The following is a 19259-nucleotide window of genomic DNA, read 5'->3' on the forward strand; positions in this document are numbered from 1 at the left end:
AAGATGCTATAGCCGGCTTTCTTTACGCCCCTGCTCATTATCCAGAATGGCTTGTAGAACTTCCTGCAAGCCAGCCTTTGGTATCTCTATCAAATTGGTTCTGGATAAGTCACCACTTTCAAGCAACTTCTTTACTTCAACAGCACCTGTGTCTATTGGAAATATACCGCTATTCCATTGACTTTGGATTACTTCAATATTTTCTTTAGTGAGGCCCAATTCAGCCAAATCTATAATTAGCTCAGAATTACCTCTCGCTTCCTGAGAAGCAAGAGTTCGATTAATCATGTGCAAATTAAGCTGTGACACATCAAGAAGGCTATCGCCGGCAGTGTATATTGAAAATGATCGGTTAAGGCCTGTTGAAATACCAGACAACGCCTGTATTAAAGCACTACCTTTATTCACAGAATAATCAAAATAATAAATAGTAAACACTGGGGCACCGAAAGCGACGAAGCTCATCCTGCTGTCAGGATTGGAACTAAAAATCTGGAATGCTTGCTGCATACTCTCATACCAATCAACAGGACATTTTATCTTGACTGAAGTTAGAGTTGTAGCAATACATTTTTTCTTCTCAAGTTCTTCCTTAGCCTTTGTATACCCATCTACCCATTGTGTATTCTGATCCATAGAAGCTGCTACGACTGCATCATGAGTTTGTAGTGTAGTGATCAATGAGTCTTGTTTTTTTCGGAATTCGTCACTTATTTCTCGAATTTTCAGAGAAGGAAAATCATGATGAAGCCTCATGTTTTTGCCGTTGCCATGAATCAGCATATGAGGTTGAGCTAGCCCCTGCTCGACAAAATTTGTTGCTAAATCACTGTATTCCCTATAGTTGGTATAGTCCCTAGCTGTGTTATAAATCAGAAAAAATTGGTCTTTTCCTTCACCTGTATGCAGCCAGTAGTTGAAGAGAGAAAACATTAACTTCTGCTTTTGTTCAAACCCTTCTACTTGCCCCTCTCCCCTCAAAACAATGGTGTTATCCAAATCAACTGAAAGTACGAGAATACTGCCCTCAGACCTTCTCTGTGCCGCAAGCCTATCGAGCGTATCTTGAAACGGTTTCAGATCTACATTATCAAATTCATCAAGGCGCTCTGGCTGCCAGTAAGCACTGTTCGGCTCAGTTGAAGCAGAGCTTTCATCACTGGAAAGGTGGACTTTTTTTGATAATTTTCCCGGTAGGTTTCCAAGGATGTAGGGCTGACCATCTGAAAAAAAACTACGTTCAGACAAAGTCGAGACGGCTGAACAAATTAAATTGGTCAGAAAAACTCTTAGCCATGAGCGCTCTTTTGGTAATGAAAAAAAGTGTCCAGTGACCCCAAGAGTTATTGAACATACTGATGAGAGTAAATTAAATTGATCTGTCTGACTGGAAACCCTCCGAGAAAAAGCCCTCTGCTCTATATAATCAATATTAGTGATACTGTCATCAGAGTTGATTGTAGATATTTCACTTCCGCTGTAACAGACCGAAGCACAACTAAAGAGTAAAAGCATAGCAGCCATGACTCGGACACTGGCGCATTGATAGAGCAGCTTTATTTTTCGCTGTTTTGCCTGCATTTCAGGGCCAGCCTTTTATTATAGGGCTCAAAGTATAGGCTCTGAAAAAATGACGCAGCAGTAATATTCTTTAAAGTAAAAATATATTTATAGTCATAAATTAAACCACTTCGGTGGTTGCCTTCGAGTCCACTTTGCAAACGCCATTTTCTCTCCCAGATAGAAGTTCCTGTACGCAGCAACAGCGTCCCCTTCAACTTTGTACTCATCTTGCATAGCTTGCGGAAACTCGGTCAAACCTTTTGATTCAAAGGAATAATCAACAATTTGCTCCAACGCTGCCATCGATTTGTGATCTTCCTCTTTCCTATAGCGATATTTATATTCTCTATTCAGTGCGCGAGTAAATTCCACCAGCCAAAGAAAATTATCGTAGGACTCTTCGACCCAAAGCACACAAGGGTGTTTCATATGTGTGGATTTATAAGGTGTTTTAAAGCCTTTTTTATTCAGAGCGGTGCAAAGTAACTGGACGCTTTCCAGGATCATTTTCACCACATGTTTGTCACAGTGGTAACGAACACACTTTTCTATATCCCTGTCGAGAATGAAGATATTCATAGGTAGTCTATTCCTTAACTTCCTACCTAAAGAACAGACCTTTTAGCTCTACTTTGCAAACAGTACGGTTTCTAGGCATTTCGGATCATAGTAAAGCAGACGTGAATAAAGGATAATGACTGGCAGTAGCTGATTCAGGCGACGAGGAATATATGGCGCTGGACATGGTTAGAGAGCGTGTTTCATCAATAATGAGCAGTATTTCCGACACCGTTGGTGGCAAGACCATTGCGGTAGCGGCCGGAGTGGTCGTGATTGGGCTGTCTGCCCTGGGAATGTACTGGAGCAATGAACCGGATATTTTTTCGGTAAGAGTCAATGCCGACAAGGTAGCTCAGGCTAACGGTCAGGAGCTGGTAACAGGCTATACCACTACCGCTACTCTCTATCGCATCGCCGACACCCTGCTGCATAAGCCCGGTGGTTATATCCGAAATGATATTGCACCTCCCGGACTGTTTATGGACAACATGCCAAGCTGGGAACTGGGTGTATTGATTCAGACACGTGATATGGCTCGCTCCCTCCGCAAGGAAATGAGCCGATCCCAATCACAGTCTCAGGAAGACCGTGATCTGGCAATTGCCGAACCCCAGTTTAACTTTGATTCAAAAAGCTGGATTCTGCCTTCCAGTGAAAAAGAATATCAGCGTGGTATCGATAAGCTTGAGAACTACCTGGTTCGCCTTCCCAACAAGGAAGACCCAGCCCAGTTCTATGCCCGTGCTGACAACCTGACCCGCTGGCTGAATGAAGTAGAAACTCGTCTTGGCAGTCTCTCTCAACGTCTAAGCGCCAGTGTTGGCAAGCCTCGCCTGAACACTGACCTGGCCGGTGATTCAGAAGCAACCCAGTCCACAGAATCCGATAACCTGGTGGAAGTTAAAACACCATGGATGCAAATTGATGACGTCTTCTACGAAGCTCGCGGCTCTGCCTGGGCTCTGATTCATCTTATGAAAGCGGTGGAAGTGGATTTTGCTGATGTACTGGAAAAGAAAAATGCCAGAGTTAGCCTGAAACAGATCATCCGGGAACTGGAATCGACTCAGGACACCGTTTGGAGTCCGATTATTCTCAATGGCAGTGGCTTCGGTCTACTGGCAAACCACTCACTGGTTATGGCTAATTATATTTCCAGAGCTAACGCTGCAATTATTGACCTGCGTCGCCTGCTCGAACAGGGTTGATCATTTAACCTGCAAGTGAAAGTATCATAACGGTCTTCAATCGAAGGCCGTTTTTTGTTTATTGCCGTACATGGTAAAAACCTATGTCTCCGGATTCATTGAATCAACAGCTGGACTTCATTCTTGAACTGGACAAGCTGAAAGCTATCCAGCGCAAAGCCAGAATCAAGTGCGATGACAATCGCTATGAAAACAGCGCCGAACACAGCTGGCACATAGCCCTGACGGCTCAGCTGCTGGCTGATTACGCAGAAGAGCCCATCGATATTCAGCGTGTCACCACCATGCTGCTGATTCATGATGTGGTTGAGATCGACGCTGGCGATACCTTTGCCTTTGATAACGAAGGCCTTGCCGAGCAGGAAGAAAAAGAACAGATAGCCGCTGATCGATTGTTTGGTTTGCTGCCCGCAGAGCAAGCTAAAGAATACCGTACTCTCTGGCAGGAGTTCGAAGACGCTGAAACCACGGACGGCCGCTTCGCCAAAGCCATAGACCGAATTCTGCCGCTGTTGCAGAATATGCGAAACAATGGTGGCAGCTGGGCTGAACACACAGTCAGCCGCGCTCAGGTTATCAATCGCAATCAGTATCTCGAAGGTCTTGCTCCCAAACTCTGGGAGTTCGCAGTTGAACAGATTGATCTGGCTACTGCCAATGGCTGGTTAAAAGGTTAAACGACGAGCAATAAGTATGAGTAACAGTAAACTGGTTTATTCCACAGACGTTGGTCGTGTAAAAGAAGAGAAAGTCACAGACGATGTGGTCGGTGATGGCAATGTCCGTGTTCGTCCGGAAAAGAAAGGCCGTGGTGGTAAGGTAGTTACCGTCATCAGCGGTCTGCCACTGGCTGGAAACGACCTGAAAGCCTACGCCAAAAAATTGAAAAAACGTTGTGGTGGTGGCGGTGCAGTAAAAGATGGCTGCGTTGAACTGCAGGGAGACCATGTAGACACCATGGTCGATGTACTTAAAAAAGAAGGCTATGACGCCAAACGTTCAGGCGGGTAAACCGGACTTGGGCGAAAAAATACTGTTCAAGGTAAGAAAGCCAATGAAAATATGGGTAGACGCTGACGCTTGTCCGGGAGTGATTAAAGAGATTCTGTTCAGAGCAGCAGAGCGAACTCAAACCGAACTGACTCTGGTAGCTAACCATCTGGTTCGTGTTCCCGGCTCAAAGTACATTCGCTCCATACAGGTCGCTTCCGGCTTTGATGTAGCTGACGACGAGATTGTTCAGCGTTCTGAAGAGGGTGATCTCGTTATCACCGGAGATATTCCACTAGCTGCAGAAGTCATAGAGAAAGGTTGTACGGTTCTGAACACTCGCGGAGAAAAGCTGACAGCAGAGAATATTAAAGCCCGGCTGAATATGCGTGATTTTATGGATACGATGAGAGCCAGCGGCATTGAATCCGGTGGTCCTTCTGCTTTGAGTCAGAGTGACCGTCAGGAATTTGCCAACCAGCTCGACAGCTGGCTGGCAAAGAGTAAAAGGTCTTAAGCCTTGCTAAGAGGCTTTCCTGTGACTCTCCAATAGCGCCGGAATAACCGAAGGGTCTGCCAGAGTGGTGATATCACCCAGATCCTCGGTTTCACCCTGAGCCAATTTACGCAGAATACGCCTCATGATTTTCCCTGATCTTGTCTTGGGAAGTGCTACGGTGAAGTGAATGGTTTCAGGGCGGGCAATGGGTCCTATTTCACTGGCAACAAAACTGGCCAGTTCAGCTTCCAGAACAGCTGTCACCTCAACACCGTCCATCGGTGTGACAAAGGCATAAATACTCTCACCCTTAACGTCATGAGGCACTCCTACCACAGCAGCTTCTGCAATAGCTTTGTGAAGTACCAGCGCACTTTCAATCTCGGCAGTTCCCAACCGGTGACCGGAAACACTAAGCACGTCGTCTACACGCCCGGTAATCCAGTAGTTACCCTGTGCATCTCTGCGGGCACCATCACCTGTGCAGTAATAGCCCGGGAATTGAGTGAAGTAGGTATCGATCATACGCTGATGATCACCATAGACCGTACGAATCTGGCTCGGCCATGATCCGGTAATTACCAGATTGCCAGCACCTTCACCAATAATTTCGTTGCCTTCGTTATCCAGTAAAGCTGGCCTTATTCCCAGAAAAGGCTTGGTTGCAGAACCAGGGTGTAATTCTGTCGCACCAGGGCAGGCGGTAATCATCATGCCGCCGGTTTCAGTCTGCCACCAGGTATCAACAACAGGGCAACGACTTTCTCCCACTGTCTGGTGATACCACTGCCAGGCTTCAGGGTTTATCGGTTCGCCTACGGTACCGAGAATACGAAGGCTTTTTCTGGAACAGCTCTCAACATGCTCTTTGCCTTTGGCCATCAGGGCACGAATAGCTGTGGGGGCGGTGTAGAGAATATTGACCTTATGCCTGTCCACTATCTGCCAGATTCGGGAAGCATCCGGCCAGAAGGGCAAGCCTTCATACATCAACTGGGTTGCACCGTTAGCAAGCGGGCCATAAACGATATAGGAATGACCGGTAATCCAGCCTACATCAGCCGCACACCAGTAAACATCGGATTCACGGTAATCAAAGACGTAATGGAAAGTAACTGTCGTGTAGAGCAGGTAGCCGCCAGTGGTATGAAGCACTCCTTTAGGTTTTCCTGTAGAACCGGACGTGTAAAGAATAAACAGAGGATCTTCTGCATCCATGACTTCAGGTTCACATTCTGCAGGCTGACTTTCAGTCAGTTCTCTATAGCTGATATCTCTGCCTTCTTTCCACTGAATCTTTGCATTCATGTGTTCAACAACAATGACTGAAGTTACGTCAGGGCACTCAGCCAGAGCGGCATCGGTATTTTGTTTCAGAGGAATGATTTTACCACCACGGATGCCTTGGTCCGCCGTAATCACTGTTCGGCAGTCACAGTCAAGAATACGATCCCTGAGGGAGTGAGGGGCAAAACCGCCAAACACCACAGTATGCACCGCGCCAATGCGGGCACAGGCCAGCATCGCAACTACCGCTTCGGGAATCATCGGCATATAGATACAGACGCGGTCACCTTTGTTGACGCCTCTTTCCTTCAATCCATTGGCCAGCTGACAAACTTGATGATGCAGCTGTCGATAGGTGATGCTCTGTTGCTGCTCGGCTGAATCACCTTCCCAGAAGATCGCTACCTTATCTGCTTTATCTGGCAGATGTCTATCAATGCAGTTGTAGCTGGCATTAAGTTGGCCACCTTTAAACCAGCGTACATCGCCTTTACTGAAGTCACCTTCATACACTGTGTCCCATTTACGAAACCAGTCCAGATACCGTTCAGCCTTATTTGCCCAGAATACTTCCGGGTTCTCCAGTGAATGACGATAGAGCTCCTGATATTTCTGCTCTGTCATCCAGGCATCTTTAAAAGATTCAGGTATCGGATAACGACCGGGACTCGACATAGGTTACAACCTGCCTTTAGTGAGCGTGTAATCTCACGAACTGAATGGTTAATCCTTTTTCCGCCGCAGGCGGAAAATATCTTGTGAATTCATTTACGGGTTCTTACCCATAAATGGAGAGTGAACCAGTATAGAAGCTCTCAGAAATACGTTGGGTTCATTGACTGAAAAGCACTGCCGTGCTTAAAAGGTAAGAGTCAATCGAGTAAAGCAATGAAGAGATGGAAGGGCGATGAGATGGAAGAACAATGAGATTAATAAGGCTGCTAAAAAATGATCTCGCCAGAGAATCATCAGACTGGGTTGAGCAAGGTCTGATATCACAACAACAGGCTGAGAAAATCTGTGACAATTATGGCGTAGATTATCATCAGGCTCAGGCCAGCTCTTTTGGATACAGTGTTCTGACTGGACTGGGGTTTCTTTTTATTGGTTTGGCATTGATCGTTCTTATCGGCGCCAATTGGGAGGAGATTCCAAGGTTCGCCCGAATGTCCGGCCTTATTCTACTGACACTCGTGACTCAGTCCTACGGCATTTATAAATGGCAACATGACACCTCATCAGCAACAGGCACCTTCTTTCTGGGTAACCTGTTTTTTGGTGCCGCTATCATTCTTATCGCACAAACCTACCATCTTGGCGAGCATATGCCGGACGGCGTCTATTGGTGGGCTCTCGGCTGTTTGCCTTTTGCTTTGCTGACTCGAAGCATCCTGCTGATGGAGCAAAGCCTGCTTTTGTCGCTTATTTGGCTGTTTCTTGAAGCTTCTGAAGGCTATCTGACTCTGGGCTTCGCACCTTTTGCTTTTGCATCAGTCTGGGTGCTCTATAAAGGTAAAAGCAGCCTTTCTCTCTTTATTACTACCGTTTTCAGTTTTGGGCTTTGGATTGAATTTCTGTTGGCCTATTTCTGGAGCGATCAATACCAGATGGAGTGGCATCCTGAGCTATTCCTGATAGCAGCCGTTCTGTTTCTTCTGCTCTGGTTATCTGGTCACTGGCTGGCACTGCAAGACTCCATTAAAGCTAAAGATTACGGAGCGGCACTGGGGGCATGGTGTCTGCGTTTTACTCTCTTCACTTTGCTGGTGCTCAGTTTTGACGGTGTCTGGCAGTCATTCGCTGAAGAGAACTGGTCGAACCTTCCTTCAGCTCTGTTATTTGTCGGCCTATTGATGGTGCCGGGCATCCTTTTAGCTATCAAAGTAAAACGACTCGGTTTAACTATTGCAGTAATGGCGTTTATTTCAACGACAATGGTCGCTGTTTTATACGGCAGTGATTCTCAGGTTGTCGGACTTCAAATCGCTGACAACATTCTGTTGATTGCTTTCGGGACAGGGCTGTTACTTCGGGGAATTAAAATGGGCTTTTCCCATTATTTCTATCTTGGTATCACCACTATTCTTCTGACCGCCTTCCTGCGCTATATCGATCTGATTGGTGATTACATTGGAGGTTCCCTGCTGTTTCTGGTCTTTGCCGGGCTACTGCTTGGCGCTGCAAAATACTGGAAGCATCATCAACAGCTGGCAAACAGCAGGGGAGTAAGTCATGACTAAAAACTCTCTGAAATGGCTGGCTCTGGCGACTCTTTTTCAAGTCGCTATTCTCGCTGGCATGTGGGTTAAAGCTGGAATACCGCTCTGGACAGGCTCCGAGATCAGGCTGGAAACTAAACCCGTTGATCCTCGATCACTGTTCCGTGGCAACTATGCCCGGCTTTCCTATGACATCAATGACGTCAGTGATAACGACATCAAACAGTCTCTGAATACCTATCAACTCAGACAAGGCGAAGTCGTCTATAGAAAGCTGGTTAAAGGCGACGACGGTATTTATACAAAAGGCTCTCTTGTACTTAAACAGCCGGAAGAGGGCATTTTTATCAGAGGAAGACTGGACAAGTCGCGCTCTCATCATCGAATTAAATACGGTATTCAGGCTTTTTTCGCACCTAAAGAAAAAGCTCTGGCTCTTGAGAGACAACTGAGAGATGGAGCTATTGCTGTGATTAAAGTGACCCGTTCTGGTCAGGCAGGACTTCTTCGAATTGAGCCAAAACTCTAGTTCACGCCACCTCTACTCTGACCATAAGTGTGTAGACACACGTAATCGAATATTAAATGGCTATATTCCCGCCGGTGGCGGGAATATAGCTTATGAATTCATATGTCCGAGTACTTACAGTTGTTGAGACAGGCTTCTATCTCAACAACTTTTTCCCAGAAGCTTTTTACGCTTCGACTCTACTGCTGCCTCTCATCCTTTAAAGCCTGCTATTGCCTTTCTGTATCACTCCTTCTAGAATCACAAACAATAATCATTATCATTTGCATGAAGCTCAAAAAACTATGATTCTTCTGAAGAAAAATGAGATCCAACTCACGGCAGATGATGTAGCTAACCACAATGTTTTTGAGGCACCTGCAGGAAATCTGTCCAGCTGGCTGAGAGCTTTAGCAGTGTCTCTGCTGGGTATGGGGCAGGTCACTCTTTTGATCAGCCTGCCTGTACTGGTCGCTGATACCGGACTGGGGTATGACATTTTTACGGGGCTGGTAGCTCTGGGAACCTTCCTGTTTATTTTCTTTGCGCCTGTCTGGGGCAAACTAAGCGACAAGTACGGTAGAAAGCCGGTGGTTCTGGCGGGGCTGGCTGGCATCATGATCAGTAACGCCATGGTTGTTCTGATCATAAAAGCATTGATGTCAGACATAATCAGCACAGGCACGGCAATGACCGGACTGATCCTTTCAAGAGTTATTTATGGCGTACTCGTATCCGGACTTTACCCGGCAGTTCAGGCATGGACTCTGAGTAACTGTCAGTCAAAAGACAGTATCAACAAATTAAGCCAAGTTACTTCAGCTATCAGCCTTGGCAGACTGGCTGGCCCTCTGCTTCCTCTGCTGTTTTTATCTTCTGGCAGTACTACACCTCTTGCTTTTATAGCGGCACTATCAGCTTTACTGCTGTTTTTAATGTCCTTTTCCAAAGAGGCTTTTCAACCTACCCAACCTAACAACACACCGACGTCTTTATCAGTTGTTAAAAATACTCTTAACAATCTATGGCCTGCCCTTCTTTTGGCAGTATCTGTAACTACACTCTTCGGCCTGCTGCAATACCTGATAGCACCGATTCTTCAGCAGCGCTTTGAGTTCACCGCCCAGAATGCATCTGAACTTTTATCACTGCTCATGATGCTGGCTGCTGCTGCAACCGTTGTTTCTCACTTAACGGTATTGCAGCTGCTGAAAAATAACCCAATGGTTGCTCTACAGGTTGGCAGTGTACTTATTCTGATTGGCTGTCTGGTTCTGATTACTGCCGGGACAATAACCCTGCTGACCACAGGTGTCAGTCTCTGTGCTGCAGCAGTTACTTTACTGACTCCGGTTTACACCAGTATTGCCGCAAAACAGTTACCCAACCGTCAGGGAACAATCACCGGCTCACTCAGTATGATTCATACCGCTGGCTATACCCTCGGTGCTCTACTGGCTGGTCTAGTCGGCATGCCCGATAGCCCAATACTGACTGTGGTGACGTTGTTTGTTGCATTTCTGATTCTCCTGATCTCCTTTTTCCTGATTGAACCTGAAAAGAACAAGACACATGCAATCTATTGAAATCAAGCCTGTTGAAATGAAAGGCTGGCCACTGGTCACCATCAAATTTAACTCGCCGGCCAGTGATGCAGAAGCAAGACAGTGGTTCGCTGATATGTCTGCGATGCTGGCGCGAAAAGAACCTTTTGTAATGGTGATGGAAGCACAACCTGACAGCCAGTTTTCACCCGAAGCACGTAAAGAGATGAGTATCTGGTTCAAGGGAAACCGTTCGCTGCTCGGTGAATACTGTCTGGGAACAGCGCGTATCGTCGAGTCTGAAGAACATGGCCAACGTGTCGTAAGCGACAATATGCAGAAAGCCATGCCATTTCCAATGAAAGCTTTCCTGTCTCGAACTGACGCTATCAAATGGTCTGAAGATAAACTTCGTAAAGAAATTATTTGAGATCACTAATAACAATCATTATCATTCGCTAAAAATAAACCTGTCGTCTAATGCACTCAGGTTAAAATAATTAATCAGACCTGAGCCTAGCTATGGACCAGCCATCCCTGAGCCTTCAGCAAACATCCTTTGCTGTCGGTTCTAAAAAAATTCTTGAACCACTCAATATCGATATCGAGCCCGGAAAGGTGACAGCCATTCTGGGTCCTAATGGTTCAGGAAAGAGTACTCTGCTAAAACTGCTGTCTGGGCTGATTGAACCTTCCAGTGGACAGATTCTGCTAAACGACAGTTCGCTGAAACAGATCAAGAGAAGCGATCTTGCCCGACAGCTCACCATGCTGCCGCAGCATTCGCCTGTACCTTTAGGAATGAAGGTCAGTGATCTGGTAGCCTGCGGTCGTCACCCATACAGCGGACCTTTTGGTCGATTAAAACCTGAAGATCATCAGGCGGTCAGTGAAGCTCTGGCTCGCGTGGAAATGGATCATCACGCAGACAGTCTTGTTGATCACCTTTCCGGTGGTGAGATGCAGCGGGTCTGGCTGGCTATGGTTCTGGCTCAGCAGACTGGCATTCTGCTATTAGACGAGCCAACTTCCTGGTTAGATATCAATCACCAGCTCAGGCTTCTGGATATCGTTAAAATCCTCAATCATGAACAAAAGACGACCATCGTCTGGATTCTTCACGACCTGAATCAGGCTCTGCAATACAGCGACAATATTATTCTGATGAATCAGGGACAATTGGTTGCCCAGGGGCGCTCTGAAGATGTTCTGGACGAACAGATTATTAAAGATGTCTTCAGCGTAGAAATGGCCAGAGTTACTTTGCCCGGTTCAACTCAACCTATCTTCATACCGAATACCCAGAGCAGCTCTTCACACAAATCTGCCCACTCAAACATCAAGGAAGTGGCCTAGTGAAGTGGAGCCTTATAACCACGGCCACTCTTTTTCTGGCTGTGATCTCAAATACCGTCTTTGCCAACCTCACTCAGCAGGATGAGGCTGTTAGCTTTGAGAAAACTCCAGAAAAGGTGGTTGCCCTGAACTGGACACAGGCAGAAATTCTGCTGTCTCTCGGAATTGAGCCAGCGGGCGTTACTTCCATTAAAGGCTACAAACAGTGGCAGTCCAATAACCCTCCCATGCCAGATGGCGTTGCAGAGCTTGGACAAAGAACAGAGCCCGGGCTTGAAGCTATAGCAGCTATCAAACCAGACCTGATTCTTGGTTACCAATGGCGCCATAATCGAATCTATAACGAACTGAACAGCATTGCACCGACGGTACTTTATCGTCAGTACCCTTCTACTGAAGACGACAGAAGTTACTTTGCTCGTATGCAGGGCATTTATACGTCCGTTGCCGGAATCTTTGGAAAGCAGCAACAGGCCAGAGAAAAACTCAACGACCTTCACGAACAACTGAGGCTCTCAAGAGAGCAGATTAAAAAAACCGGACTGTCAGGCCAGAAAGTAGTGGTTGGCAAATTTGTGGGGATGGGACTGGGTCTGAGGGTTTATGGACCTTTGTCTATGGCTGGCGCCCTTGTTAATGAGCTTGGGTTGGAGAATGGCTGGACAGCCACTTTGCCGGGGCGCGATTTTACCCATGTTGATCTTCTGAAACTGTCTGATATCGGTCAGGCAAGCCTGATTATTATTGGTGACACGCCTGAAGAAGCTGGCTCCATGCTCGCTTCACCCGTCTGGCAGTCACTTCCTGCAGTTCAGGAAAACCGTATTTATTACATTCCGTCTCTCTGGAGCTTTGGTGGCCCGGACTCGGCACTTCGTTTAACCAAAGCTCTGACTGAGCAACTGGTTTCAGAGGGATAAACAAGTGACGTACTCCATGCCTTTAAAGCAGTCTAATCTTGTCGTTTTTCCAGTACTTCTTAGCCTGCTATTCATACTATCACTATCGTCCGGATCAGCAGGACTGAATACAAGCCTATTCTTTGCACTGTTCAGCGAATCTGGTCAGCAGTTACAGACATATGTTGTGCAATATCTGCTACTACCCAGAACTCTTATGGCACTGGTTTGTGGAGCAGCTCTGGGAGCCGCGGGCGTTTTGATTCAGCGGGCAACCCGAAATTCATTCGCCAGCCCGGCAACTCTTGGTGTGAATGCCGGAGCACTATTGGCCATTGTTGCCGGCACTATCGCGATTCCAGAGTTTACACAGAGCTGGCCGGTAGTAGTTGCCTTTACCGGTGCCGTTCTGACCACCGTTATTGTCTTTAAACTGTCGAAAAGTATCAGTGATTCACCGGTCAATTTGGTTCTGGTCGGCATGGCAATCAGCCTCTCTATTGGTGCCCTTAGTGCCGGACTGCTGATGTTCTGGGAAAACAAACTAGATGGCCTTTATGTCTGGGGCGCAGGCAATCTGGTTCAGCATGACTTCAGTAGTTTTAACAGCAGCTGGCCGCTGATCAGTGTATTTACCTTACTGGCACTGTTTCTAGGACACCGACTGGACCTGATTGAACTGGGCGATATGCAGGCAGGCAGTCTGGGCGTAAACGTAAAGCAAACCGTTACCCTGTCACTGCTTATAGCTCTGCTGCTCTCTGCCACTGTCGTCAGTCAGGTAGGAATGATCAGCTTTATTGGATTAATCTCACCGCATATTGCTGCCGGTCTGGGCTATCGCAAAACCTGGAGTCGTATTCTGGCAGCCAGCATTATTGGCGCTTTACTGCTGCTTAGTGCCGATATTGCAGCACGCTTGGTCCCACTGCTTTTGACCGATGGGCATTACAGTATTCCTGCGGGAGCCATGACCACTGTCGTGGGTGCTCCTTTTATGATTTACCTGCTGTCACGACGTCAGGCTAATGGCAGCATTACTGGCACAGTATCGAGAGAAACAGGGATACGTGCTCTGTTTCGTGCCGACCCGATGGTTTTTCTATTAATCAGCGGCTCTCTGCTAGCTCTTGCTGCTTACGGCAGTCTTGGTTCTGAGTGGTTCGCCCTGCGCTGGCCAAGAGTTCTGGCCGCAGCTTCCGCCGGTGCAGCTCTTGGAGTATCAGGTCTGGTTCTGCAAAGTCTGATGAGAAACCCACTGGCCAGCCCCGATGTTTCCGGCCTGACCACCAGCGGCGTGCTTTTTGTGGTTGTTGGATTGGTTCTTTTTCCAGGACTGGAACGAACCGAGCTTGTCTTTCTCTCTTTTGCAGGCAGTGGCTTTGCTCTGTTTCTACTGCTTTCTCTCAGTCGCTTGACCGGCTTTCAGCCACAGCTGTTTGCTCTCGGTGGTCTTTGTCTGTCTGCAATAGCAGCAACACTGGTCAATATCGCCCTAGTGCTTGGCAGTAACCAATCCAGCGAGGTATTGCTCTGGCTTTCCGGCAGTACTTACGCCGTCAGCAAAGAGCTGGTCATCATACTCTGTGCACTTTGCCTGCTGTCACTACCCGTTATCTCAAGTCTATGGCAGAAGCTGGACATTATGCAGTTTGGAGAACAGTGGCCACAGCTGTTGGGGATCAGGTTAACTCCAAACCTCGTCATTCTTCTTACACTGGTTGCCATTCTCAGTTCAGCCAGTGTCGCTACGGTTGGCGGCATTTCTTTTGTCGGCCTGATGGCACCACACATTTGTCGTGTATTTGCCCTGTCCAGTCATAAACATCTCGTTCCGGCCACAGCAATAAGCGGTGCATTGCTACTGGTATTGGGTGACTGGTTATCCAGATCCGTCATGGCTCCTTTTGAGCTACCGGCCGGACTGGCTGTATCCGGAGCGGGCGGCATCTACTTCATCCTTCTATTGCTGACCGGTAAATACGTTCAGCGTCGCTGAACGCCTTCTGAAAAAGAATTTCAAAGAAGAAAAATGAGGCTTGCAGGAAGCAGGCCCTGACGAATTACAGGGACCAAATGAGAATGACAAGCACTACATAAGGAATTTCCGTAGTATGAGAGTTAAATTAGCCCCTCTTGCGTTGGCCGTTGCCGCCGCTTCTGCCTCTGTTTCTGCGATTGCCGAACAGGTTACTCAGCTGGATAAGGTGGTTGTTACTGCTACCCGCTCTGAAGCCAGTGTTTCTTCTATTTCTGGTACTGTTCAGGTTATTGATGCCGACCAGGTAAAGGAACAAAGCCAGCCAGGTCAAAAACTGGCAGATATTCTGGAAAAACTCGTTCCAGGCATGGGTCCGAGTACTCAGGCAGTTACTGACCACACTCAAACTATTCGTGGTCGTAAAGTACTGGTTCTGATTGATGGTATTTCCCAACAGGATAACCGTCAGGTTAGCCGCCAGATGAATACTATTCGTCCCGAGAATATTGAGCGCATTGAGATTGTATCTGGTGCAAGTGCTATTTATGGTGGAGGAGCTATCGGTGGCATCATCAACGTTATCACCAAAAATGCTAAGAATGAGGGTGTAAACTTTGCCACGGAAGCGGGCATCAGAGTCGGTAATTCAAAAGTTTCTGCATCTACTCTGAACCAGAGCATCGAAGGCCGTACAGGTGATTTCGATTATCTGCTGAGTGCAACCTATGAATCGCGTGGCAGTTTTTACGACGCCGATCGTAACATCATGAGCCCTGATCCTGCTCAGAATCGTCGTATGGATACAGACTCAAAAGACGCTCTGATCAAGCTTGGGTATGACTTTGATGAGCAGCGTAGATTCGAAGTATCAGGTCAGGTTTTCCGTGACGAAATGGACTCCGAATACGGCCCTGATTATGGTGAATTATTCAGTAACATTGCTACCCAGGAAATCCTTGAACCGGTCAAAGGCCTGGATCTGAGTACCCAACCCTTCACCAAAAGAAACAGTGTCGGCTTTACTTATACTGATGACTCTTTCTTTGGCCATCGTCTTTCTACACAAGCTTACTACCGTGAGCGTGAAGCCAGATTTTTCCCGTTCCCTAACGATTTCAGAAGAACTCTTGGTGTTGCAAGCCCCGCAGTTGTCTTCCTGAACCAGTCGACTTCTCTGGCCAAGGTTAAAGGCTTCAAATTCGACCTTAGTAAAGACATCAATAACCTGAGTCTGTCCTATGGTGTTGACTATAAGGACGACAAAGGTGAACAGCGTGGGCAACGCTTTGATACAACAACAGCTCTGACAACCAAAGGTCTTGTTTACAAACCAACTGGTGACTCTTACGAGTACGGCCCTGATGTCTCTACAGACACTCTGGGTGGTTTTTTCCAAAGCTCATATATGTTGAACGAAGCATTTACTCTGAATTTCGGTCTTCGTCATGAAAGAATTGAGCAGGATATTGCTGACTACAACTCAGTTTCAGAAACCTGGTTCTTGCCAGTTGTCAGCCAGATGGCTGGAACTAGCCTTTCCAGCACACCGGTGGCAGGCGTTAAGAAGAAATACAATGAAACCCTGTTCAATACAGGTGTTGTATTTAGTCTGAACGACCAGAACCAGTTATTCGCTAATTATACGGAAGGCTTTGAAGCACCTGATGCTGCCCGTATTCTGCGTAATGTTGCATCAAACGAGAGTCAGCTGAAACTGCTGGCTAATGCCAACCCGACCTTGTTCGAGAACCTGAAAAAGATCGTCAACTTCACCAGCGTTGAAGATGCTCAGCTGGATGCGATCAAAACCCAAAGTTACGAAATGGGTTGGAGAGGTCAATTTGAAAACCTGAACTCCAATATCACTCTGTTCTACAACTCTTCTGACAAAACCATTGCCTTTGACGGCAACATTGTCAGCCTGCTGGATCAGAAAAAGAAAGTTTATGGCCTGGAAGCCGCCGCAGAATACTTTGTAAACGACAGTATTAGTGTTGGTGGCGTTTACTCCTTTACTGAAGGTCGAAGCTATTACAAGGATTTGGGCAAGTGGCTTGACCTGGAAGCGCAGGAAGTTTCTCCACAAAAGATTGTGGCTTATACAACCTTTGCACAGGACGATTACACTGTTCGACTGCAGGCCACTCACTTTGCTGATTACAACAAGGGAAGAAGCTACAGCAGCAGAACAGGTACTGTCACCGAGCAGGAGATTGACGGCTATACGACTGTTGATTTGATGGCCAGCTACGAGCTGCCAGTCGGCACGTTAAAAGCAGGCGTTTCCAACCTGTTTAATGAGAAGTATCAATCTGTTTACAGCCAGTGGGCTGCACAGGCTTATAAAACAGCAATTGTATCTTCTAACTCTGAAGGTCGCGCATACAGCTTGAGCTACCGCGTAGAATACTAAGCCCCAAAAGGCACCTGACAGAATAAAGCCCCACTCACTTACCTATAAAGCGAGGGGGCTTTATTTTTATCCCGTATTTACGCAAGCCAACCAAGAACGGCAGGAATCACTATCGGTGCCAGTAATGCACTCATACTTGCTGACAACACTAAAGCCAGCGCACTGTATGCACCTTCCTGCAAAGAGCTCTGAGTAATCCTCGCTGTACCTATCGCGTGAGAAGCTGCCCCCATGGCAATGCCCCGCGCTTTAGGACTGGTGATTCTCATCAATGACAGCAATGGAATACCAAACACTGCACCCATGATTCCGGTAAAAATAACGGCAATAGCAGAGAGAGCAGGAATACCATCGAGGCTTGTTGTAATCATGACCGCAATGGGAGTGGTCACTGATTTAGGTGCCAGTGAAAGTGCAACGTCACTACTGGCTCCAGCCATCGTTGCCAGAAATATTGTGTTTGCCAAAGCAAAACTGCTGGAAAGAGTGATAATAAGTAACACCCCCGGCAACTCACGACGAATGTCTTTCGCTTGCTGATACAAAGGTACACCCAGTGCGACTACAGCAATGCCCAGTAAATCCGTCAGATAATCCCCACCTTCACGGTATTCATGAAACGGTATATCCATGTATACCAGGATGCCGCAAATGGTCAGAATACTGATCAGCACCGGATTCAATAAAGGGTGTCTGAAACGCACCTGTAAAAAATGGCTGACTCCGAAAACACCCACTGTCATAGCAATGAACATAAGTGCCTGAATTGAGATCATGACTTTCTCTCCAACCACTGAAACAGCCATCCGGCTAAAGCCATAATCATGGTTGTTCCGACTACACAAGTAACCACAATGGCAAAAAGGTTGTTGGCCAATAGATCAAGATGATCGAGCACCCCCACACCTACAGGCACAAATAAAAGAGACATCCAGCGCACCAGAAAACCTGCTCCGGCTTCAACCCATGACAGCCGAATCACACCACTGGCCAGCAACCCTGCCAGCAAAAGCATGCCCAGAATGCTACCCGGTAATAAATGATTCAATAAAACGCTGAAAAATTCGCCAGCCCAGAGGCAGGCCATTAAAATAAGAACGCTACTGAGCCAGGCGGCCACCCGTTGGCACACAAAGGCTATTTTCAAACTGAACTCCGGTTAAAACTAAAAACTGTCGTTTGGTTGCTGTATGAAGCAGGTTGCAACAAGAAAGTAATATGAAAATTTGTTTGTTTAGTGCCAAAAAATACGATCGGGAATACTTCAACCAGTGCAATGCCAACTTTGGTTTTGAACTGGAGTACTTCGATATACATCTTGATAAAAAAACAGCACACCTGGCAAGAGGAGCCGATGCTGTCTGCGCTTTCGTAAACGATGAGCTCAGTCAGTCGGTACTGGAGGTGTTCGCTGAACATAATATCAAACTTTTATTAATGCGATGCGCTGGATTTAACAATGTAGACCTTGAAGCGGCCAATCGCCTTGGAATTACTGTCTCAAGGGTTCCGGCCTATTCACCGGAAGCCGTAGCAGAGCACGCCATTGCTCTGATTATGACTTTGAACCGACGTATTCATAAAGCCTATCAGCGAACCCGCGATGCCAACTTTTCTCTTGAAGGTTTAACCGGTTTTAATCTGCACAACCGTGTTGCTGGCGTTGTCGGTACAGGGAAGATTGGCGTTGCTGCCGCAAGAATTCTGAAAGGGTTTGGCTGCGAACTTCTAGGGTACGACCCTTACCCTAATCCCGAGTTTGAAAAGCTGGGGGGTACATACGTTTCTCTGGATGAACTGCTCAGCAAAAGTAAGGTCATCACCCTGCATTGCCCACTGACAGAAGACAATGTTTATATGATCAACTCCGCTGCTTTTCAGCGGATGCAGAAAGGTACTGTTCTGGTAAACACCAGCCGGGGTCAACTTCTGGATTCTGCCGCAGCAATAGATGCACTAAAGAACGGCACGCTTGGTGGACTTGCTCTGGATGTGTATGAAAATGAACAGGATCTGTTCTTTGAAGACTTGTCTGATGAAGTGATTCAGGACGACGTATTTCGTAGGCTGTCAGCCTGCCATAACGTGATCTTTACAGGGCATCAGGCTTTTCTGACCGAAGAAGCTCTGACTGCCATTGCAACTACCAGCCTGAACAATGCCAGAGCTTTCAATGAAGGCACAACTACTGGCAATGAAATTGTGACAGAAGCACCTGATCACCATTAAGA

At 47.0% G+C, this 19259-nt stretch carries 18 protein-coding genes; 13 read left to right on the plus strand and 5 right to left on the minus strand.

Features of this window, described 5'->3' with window-relative positions:
• Positions 1–6: 6 nt before the first annotated feature.
• Both EOPP23_RS08495 and EOPP23_RS08500 read right to left on the minus strand, forming a co-directional pair.
• On the minus strand, positions 7–1524 hold the full coding sequence (locus tag EOPP23_RS08495; protein ID WP_153765520.1) for a hypothetical protein: 1518 nt from the start codon (positions 1522–1524) through the stop codon (positions 7–9).
• 150 nt (positions 1525–1674) lie between these two features.
• Positions 1675–2142, minus strand: coding sequence for a pyrimidine dimer DNA glycosylase/endonuclease V (locus EOPP23_RS08500; RefSeq protein ID WP_153765521.1), 468 nt, complete (start codon positions 2140–2142; stop codon positions 1675–1677).
• Positions 2143–2294: 152 nt separating this feature from the next.
• Between EOPP23_RS08500 and EOPP23_RS08505 the strand changes: the two genes are divergently transcribed.
• The 4 genes from EOPP23_RS08505 (at position 2295) to EOPP23_RS08520 (ending at position 4839) form a co-directional block, all read left to right on the plus strand.
• Positions 2295–3332, plus strand: a complete 1038-nt coding sequence (locus EOPP23_RS08505) for a DUF2333 family protein (protein WP_153765522.1) — start codon at positions 2295–2297, stop codon at positions 3330–3332.
• Between the two features lie 83 nt (positions 3333–3415).
• Positions 3416–4009, plus strand: coding sequence for an HD family hydrolase (locus EOPP23_RS08510; RefSeq protein WP_153765523.1), 594 nt, complete (start codon positions 3416–3418; stop codon positions 4007–4009).
• Between the two features lie 16 nt (positions 4010–4025).
• Positions 4026–4343: a stress response translation initiation inhibitor YciH gene (gene yciH / locus EOPP23_RS08515; protein WP_153765524.1), complete on the plus strand. Its 318-nt coding sequence runs from the start codon at positions 4026–4028 to the stop codon at positions 4341–4343.
• Positions 4344–4386: 43 nt separating this feature from the next.
• Entirely contained in the window at positions 4387–4839 is a 453-nt protein-coding gene (locus tag EOPP23_RS08520) for a YaiI/YqxD family protein (protein WP_153765919.1), read from the plus strand.
• Positions 4840–4845: 6 nt separating this feature from the next.
• On the opposite strand, the gene acs is transcribed toward EOPP23_RS08520, so the two are convergent.
• On the minus strand, positions 4846–6783 hold the full coding sequence (gene acs / locus EOPP23_RS08525; protein WP_153765525.1) for an acetate--CoA ligase: 1938 nt from the start codon (positions 6781–6783) through the stop codon (positions 4846–4848).
• Between the two features lie 248 nt (positions 6784–7031).
• Between acs and EOPP23_RS08530 the strand changes: the two genes are divergently transcribed.
• From EOPP23_RS08530 to EOPP23_RS08565, 8 genes are all read left to right on the plus strand, one after another.
• Positions 7032–8348 (plus strand): DUF2157 domain-containing protein, encoded by a 1317-nt coding sequence (locus tag EOPP23_RS08530; RefSeq protein WP_153765526.1) that lies wholly within the window; start codon positions 7032–7034, stop codon positions 8346–8348.
• The gene (locus EOPP23_RS08535) at positions 8341–8856 is read left to right on the plus strand and encodes a GDYXXLXY domain-containing protein (protein ID WP_153765527.1); all 516 of its coding nucleotides are present in this window, start codon (positions 8341–8343) and stop codon (positions 8854–8856) included. The genes EOPP23_RS08530 and EOPP23_RS08535 overlap by 8 nt, the downstream gene beginning before the upstream one ends.
• A gap of 284 nt (positions 8857–9140) precedes the next feature.
• Complete coding sequence (locus tag EOPP23_RS08540) at positions 9141–10421, plus strand: MFS transporter (RefSeq protein WP_153765528.1); 1281 nt, start codon at positions 9141–9143, stop codon at positions 10419–10421.
• The gene (locus tag EOPP23_RS08545; protein WP_153765529.1) at positions 10408–10809 is read left to right on the plus strand and encodes a hypothetical protein; all 402 of its coding nucleotides are present in this window, start codon (positions 10408–10410) and stop codon (positions 10807–10809) included. Before EOPP23_RS08540 ends, EOPP23_RS08545 begins: the two co-directional genes overlap by 14 nt.
• A gap of 92 nt (positions 10810–10901) precedes the next feature.
• Positions 10902–11735 (plus strand): ABC transporter ATP-binding protein, encoded by an 834-nt coding sequence (locus tag EOPP23_RS08550; RefSeq protein ID WP_153765530.1) that lies wholly within the window; start codon positions 10902–10904, stop codon positions 11733–11735.
• Positions 11735–12655: an iron-siderophore ABC transporter substrate-binding protein gene (locus EOPP23_RS08555; protein WP_153765531.1), complete on the plus strand. Its 921-nt coding sequence runs from the start codon at positions 11735–11737 to the stop codon at positions 12653–12655. Before EOPP23_RS08550 ends, EOPP23_RS08555 begins: the two co-directional genes overlap by 1 nt.
• A 16-nt stretch (positions 12656–12671) precedes the next feature.
• Complete coding sequence (locus tag EOPP23_RS08560) at positions 12672–14633, plus strand: iron ABC transporter permease (RefSeq protein WP_228550670.1); 1962 nt, start codon at positions 12672–12674, stop codon at positions 14631–14633.
• A gap of 115 nt (positions 14634–14748) precedes the next feature.
• Positions 14749–17028 carry a TonB-dependent receptor gene (locus EOPP23_RS08565; protein WP_153765533.1) on the plus strand — a complete coding sequence of 760 codons (2280 nt, stop codon included), beginning with the start codon at positions 14749–14751 and terminating at the stop codon, positions 17026–17028.
• Between the two features lie 77 nt (positions 17029–17105).
• Here the strand turns inward: EOPP23_RS08565 and EOPP23_RS08570 are convergent, their stop codons facing one another.
• Positions 17106–17804, minus strand: a complete 699-nt coding sequence (locus EOPP23_RS08570; RefSeq protein ID WP_194842550.1) for an LrgB family protein — start codon at positions 17802–17804, stop codon at positions 17106–17108.
• Positions 17801–18175 carry a CidA/LrgA family protein gene (locus EOPP23_RS08575; protein WP_153765535.1) on the minus strand — a complete coding sequence of 125 codons (375 nt, stop codon included), beginning with the start codon at positions 18173–18175 and terminating at the stop codon, positions 17801–17803. Before EOPP23_RS08575 ends, EOPP23_RS08570 begins: the two co-directional genes overlap by 4 nt.
• A gap of 71 nt (positions 18176–18246) precedes the next feature.
• On the opposite strand from EOPP23_RS08575, the gene EOPP23_RS08580 reads away from it, so the two are divergent.
• A complete protein-coding gene (locus EOPP23_RS08580) occupies positions 18247–19257 on the plus strand; it encodes a 2-hydroxyacid dehydrogenase (RefSeq protein ID WP_153765536.1) in 1011 nt (336 codons plus the stop codon).
• Positions 19258–19259 lie beyond the last annotated feature (2 nt).

Origin of the sequence: Endozoicomonas sp. OPT23, from assembly GCF_009653635.1 — a bacterium.
Classification (GTDB): Bacteria; Pseudomonadota; Gammaproteobacteria; order Pseudomonadales; family Endozoicomonadaceae; genus Endozoicomonas_A.

Excerpts from the sequence above, each read along its gene's own strand:
- yciH (WP_153765524.1), top strand. The coding sequence starts at position 4,026 with ATGAGTAACAGTAAACTGGTTTATTCCACAGACGTTGGTCGTGTAAAA.
- EOPP23_RS08510 (WP_153765523.1), top strand. The coding sequence starts at position 3,416 with ATGTCTCCGGATTCATTGAATCAACAGCTGGACTTCATTCTTGAACTG.
- acs (WP_153765525.1), bottom strand. The coding sequence starts at position 6,783 with ATGTCGAGTCCCGGTCGTTATCCGATACCTGAATCTTTTAAAGATGCC.
- EOPP23_RS08520 (WP_153765919.1), top strand. The coding sequence starts at position 4,387 with ATGAAAATATGGGTAGACGCTGACGCTTGTCCGGGAGTGATTAAAGAG.
- EOPP23_RS08500 (WP_153765521.1), bottom strand. The coding sequence starts at position 2,142 with ATGAATATCTTCATTCTCGACAGGGATATAGAAAAGTGTGTTCGTTAC.
- EOPP23_RS08495 (WP_153765520.1), bottom strand. The coding sequence starts at position 1,524 with ATGGCTGCTATGCTTTTACTCTTTAGTTGTGCTTCGGTCTGTTACAGC.
- EOPP23_RS08545 (WP_153765529.1), top strand. The coding sequence starts at position 10,408 with ATGCAATCTATTGAAATCAAGCCTGTTGAAATGAAAGGCTGGCCACTG.
- EOPP23_RS08560 (WP_228550670.1), top strand. The coding sequence starts at position 12,672 with ATGCCTTTAAAGCAGTCTAATCTTGTCGTTTTTCCAGTACTTCTTAGC.
- EOPP23_RS08540 (WP_153765528.1), top strand. The coding sequence starts at position 9,141 with ATGATTCTTCTGAAGAAAAATGAGATCCAACTCACGGCAGATGATGTA.
- EOPP23_RS08570 (WP_194842550.1), bottom strand. The coding sequence starts at position 17,804 with ATGATCTCAATTCAGGCACTTATGTTCATTGCTATGACAGTGGGTGTT.
- EOPP23_RS08535 (WP_153765527.1), top strand. The coding sequence starts at position 8,341 with ATGACTAAAAACTCTCTGAAATGGCTGGCTCTGGCGACTCTTTTTCAA.
- EOPP23_RS08530 (WP_153765526.1), top strand. The coding sequence starts at position 7,032 with ATGAGATTAATAAGGCTGCTAAAAAATGATCTCGCCAGAGAATCATCA.
- EOPP23_RS08505 (WP_153765522.1), top strand. The coding sequence starts at position 2,295 with ATGGCGCTGGACATGGTTAGAGAGCGTGTTTCATCAATAATGAGCAGT.
- EOPP23_RS08580 (WP_153765536.1), top strand. The coding sequence starts at position 18,247 with ATGAAAATTTGTTTGTTTAGTGCCAAAAAATACGATCGGGAATACTTC.
- EOPP23_RS08550 (WP_153765530.1), top strand. The coding sequence starts at position 10,902 with ATGGACCAGCCATCCCTGAGCCTTCAGCAAACATCCTTTGCTGTCGGT.
- EOPP23_RS08565 (WP_153765533.1), top strand. The coding sequence starts at position 14,749 with ATGAGAGTTAAATTAGCCCCTCTTGCGTTGGCCGTTGCCGCCGCTTCT.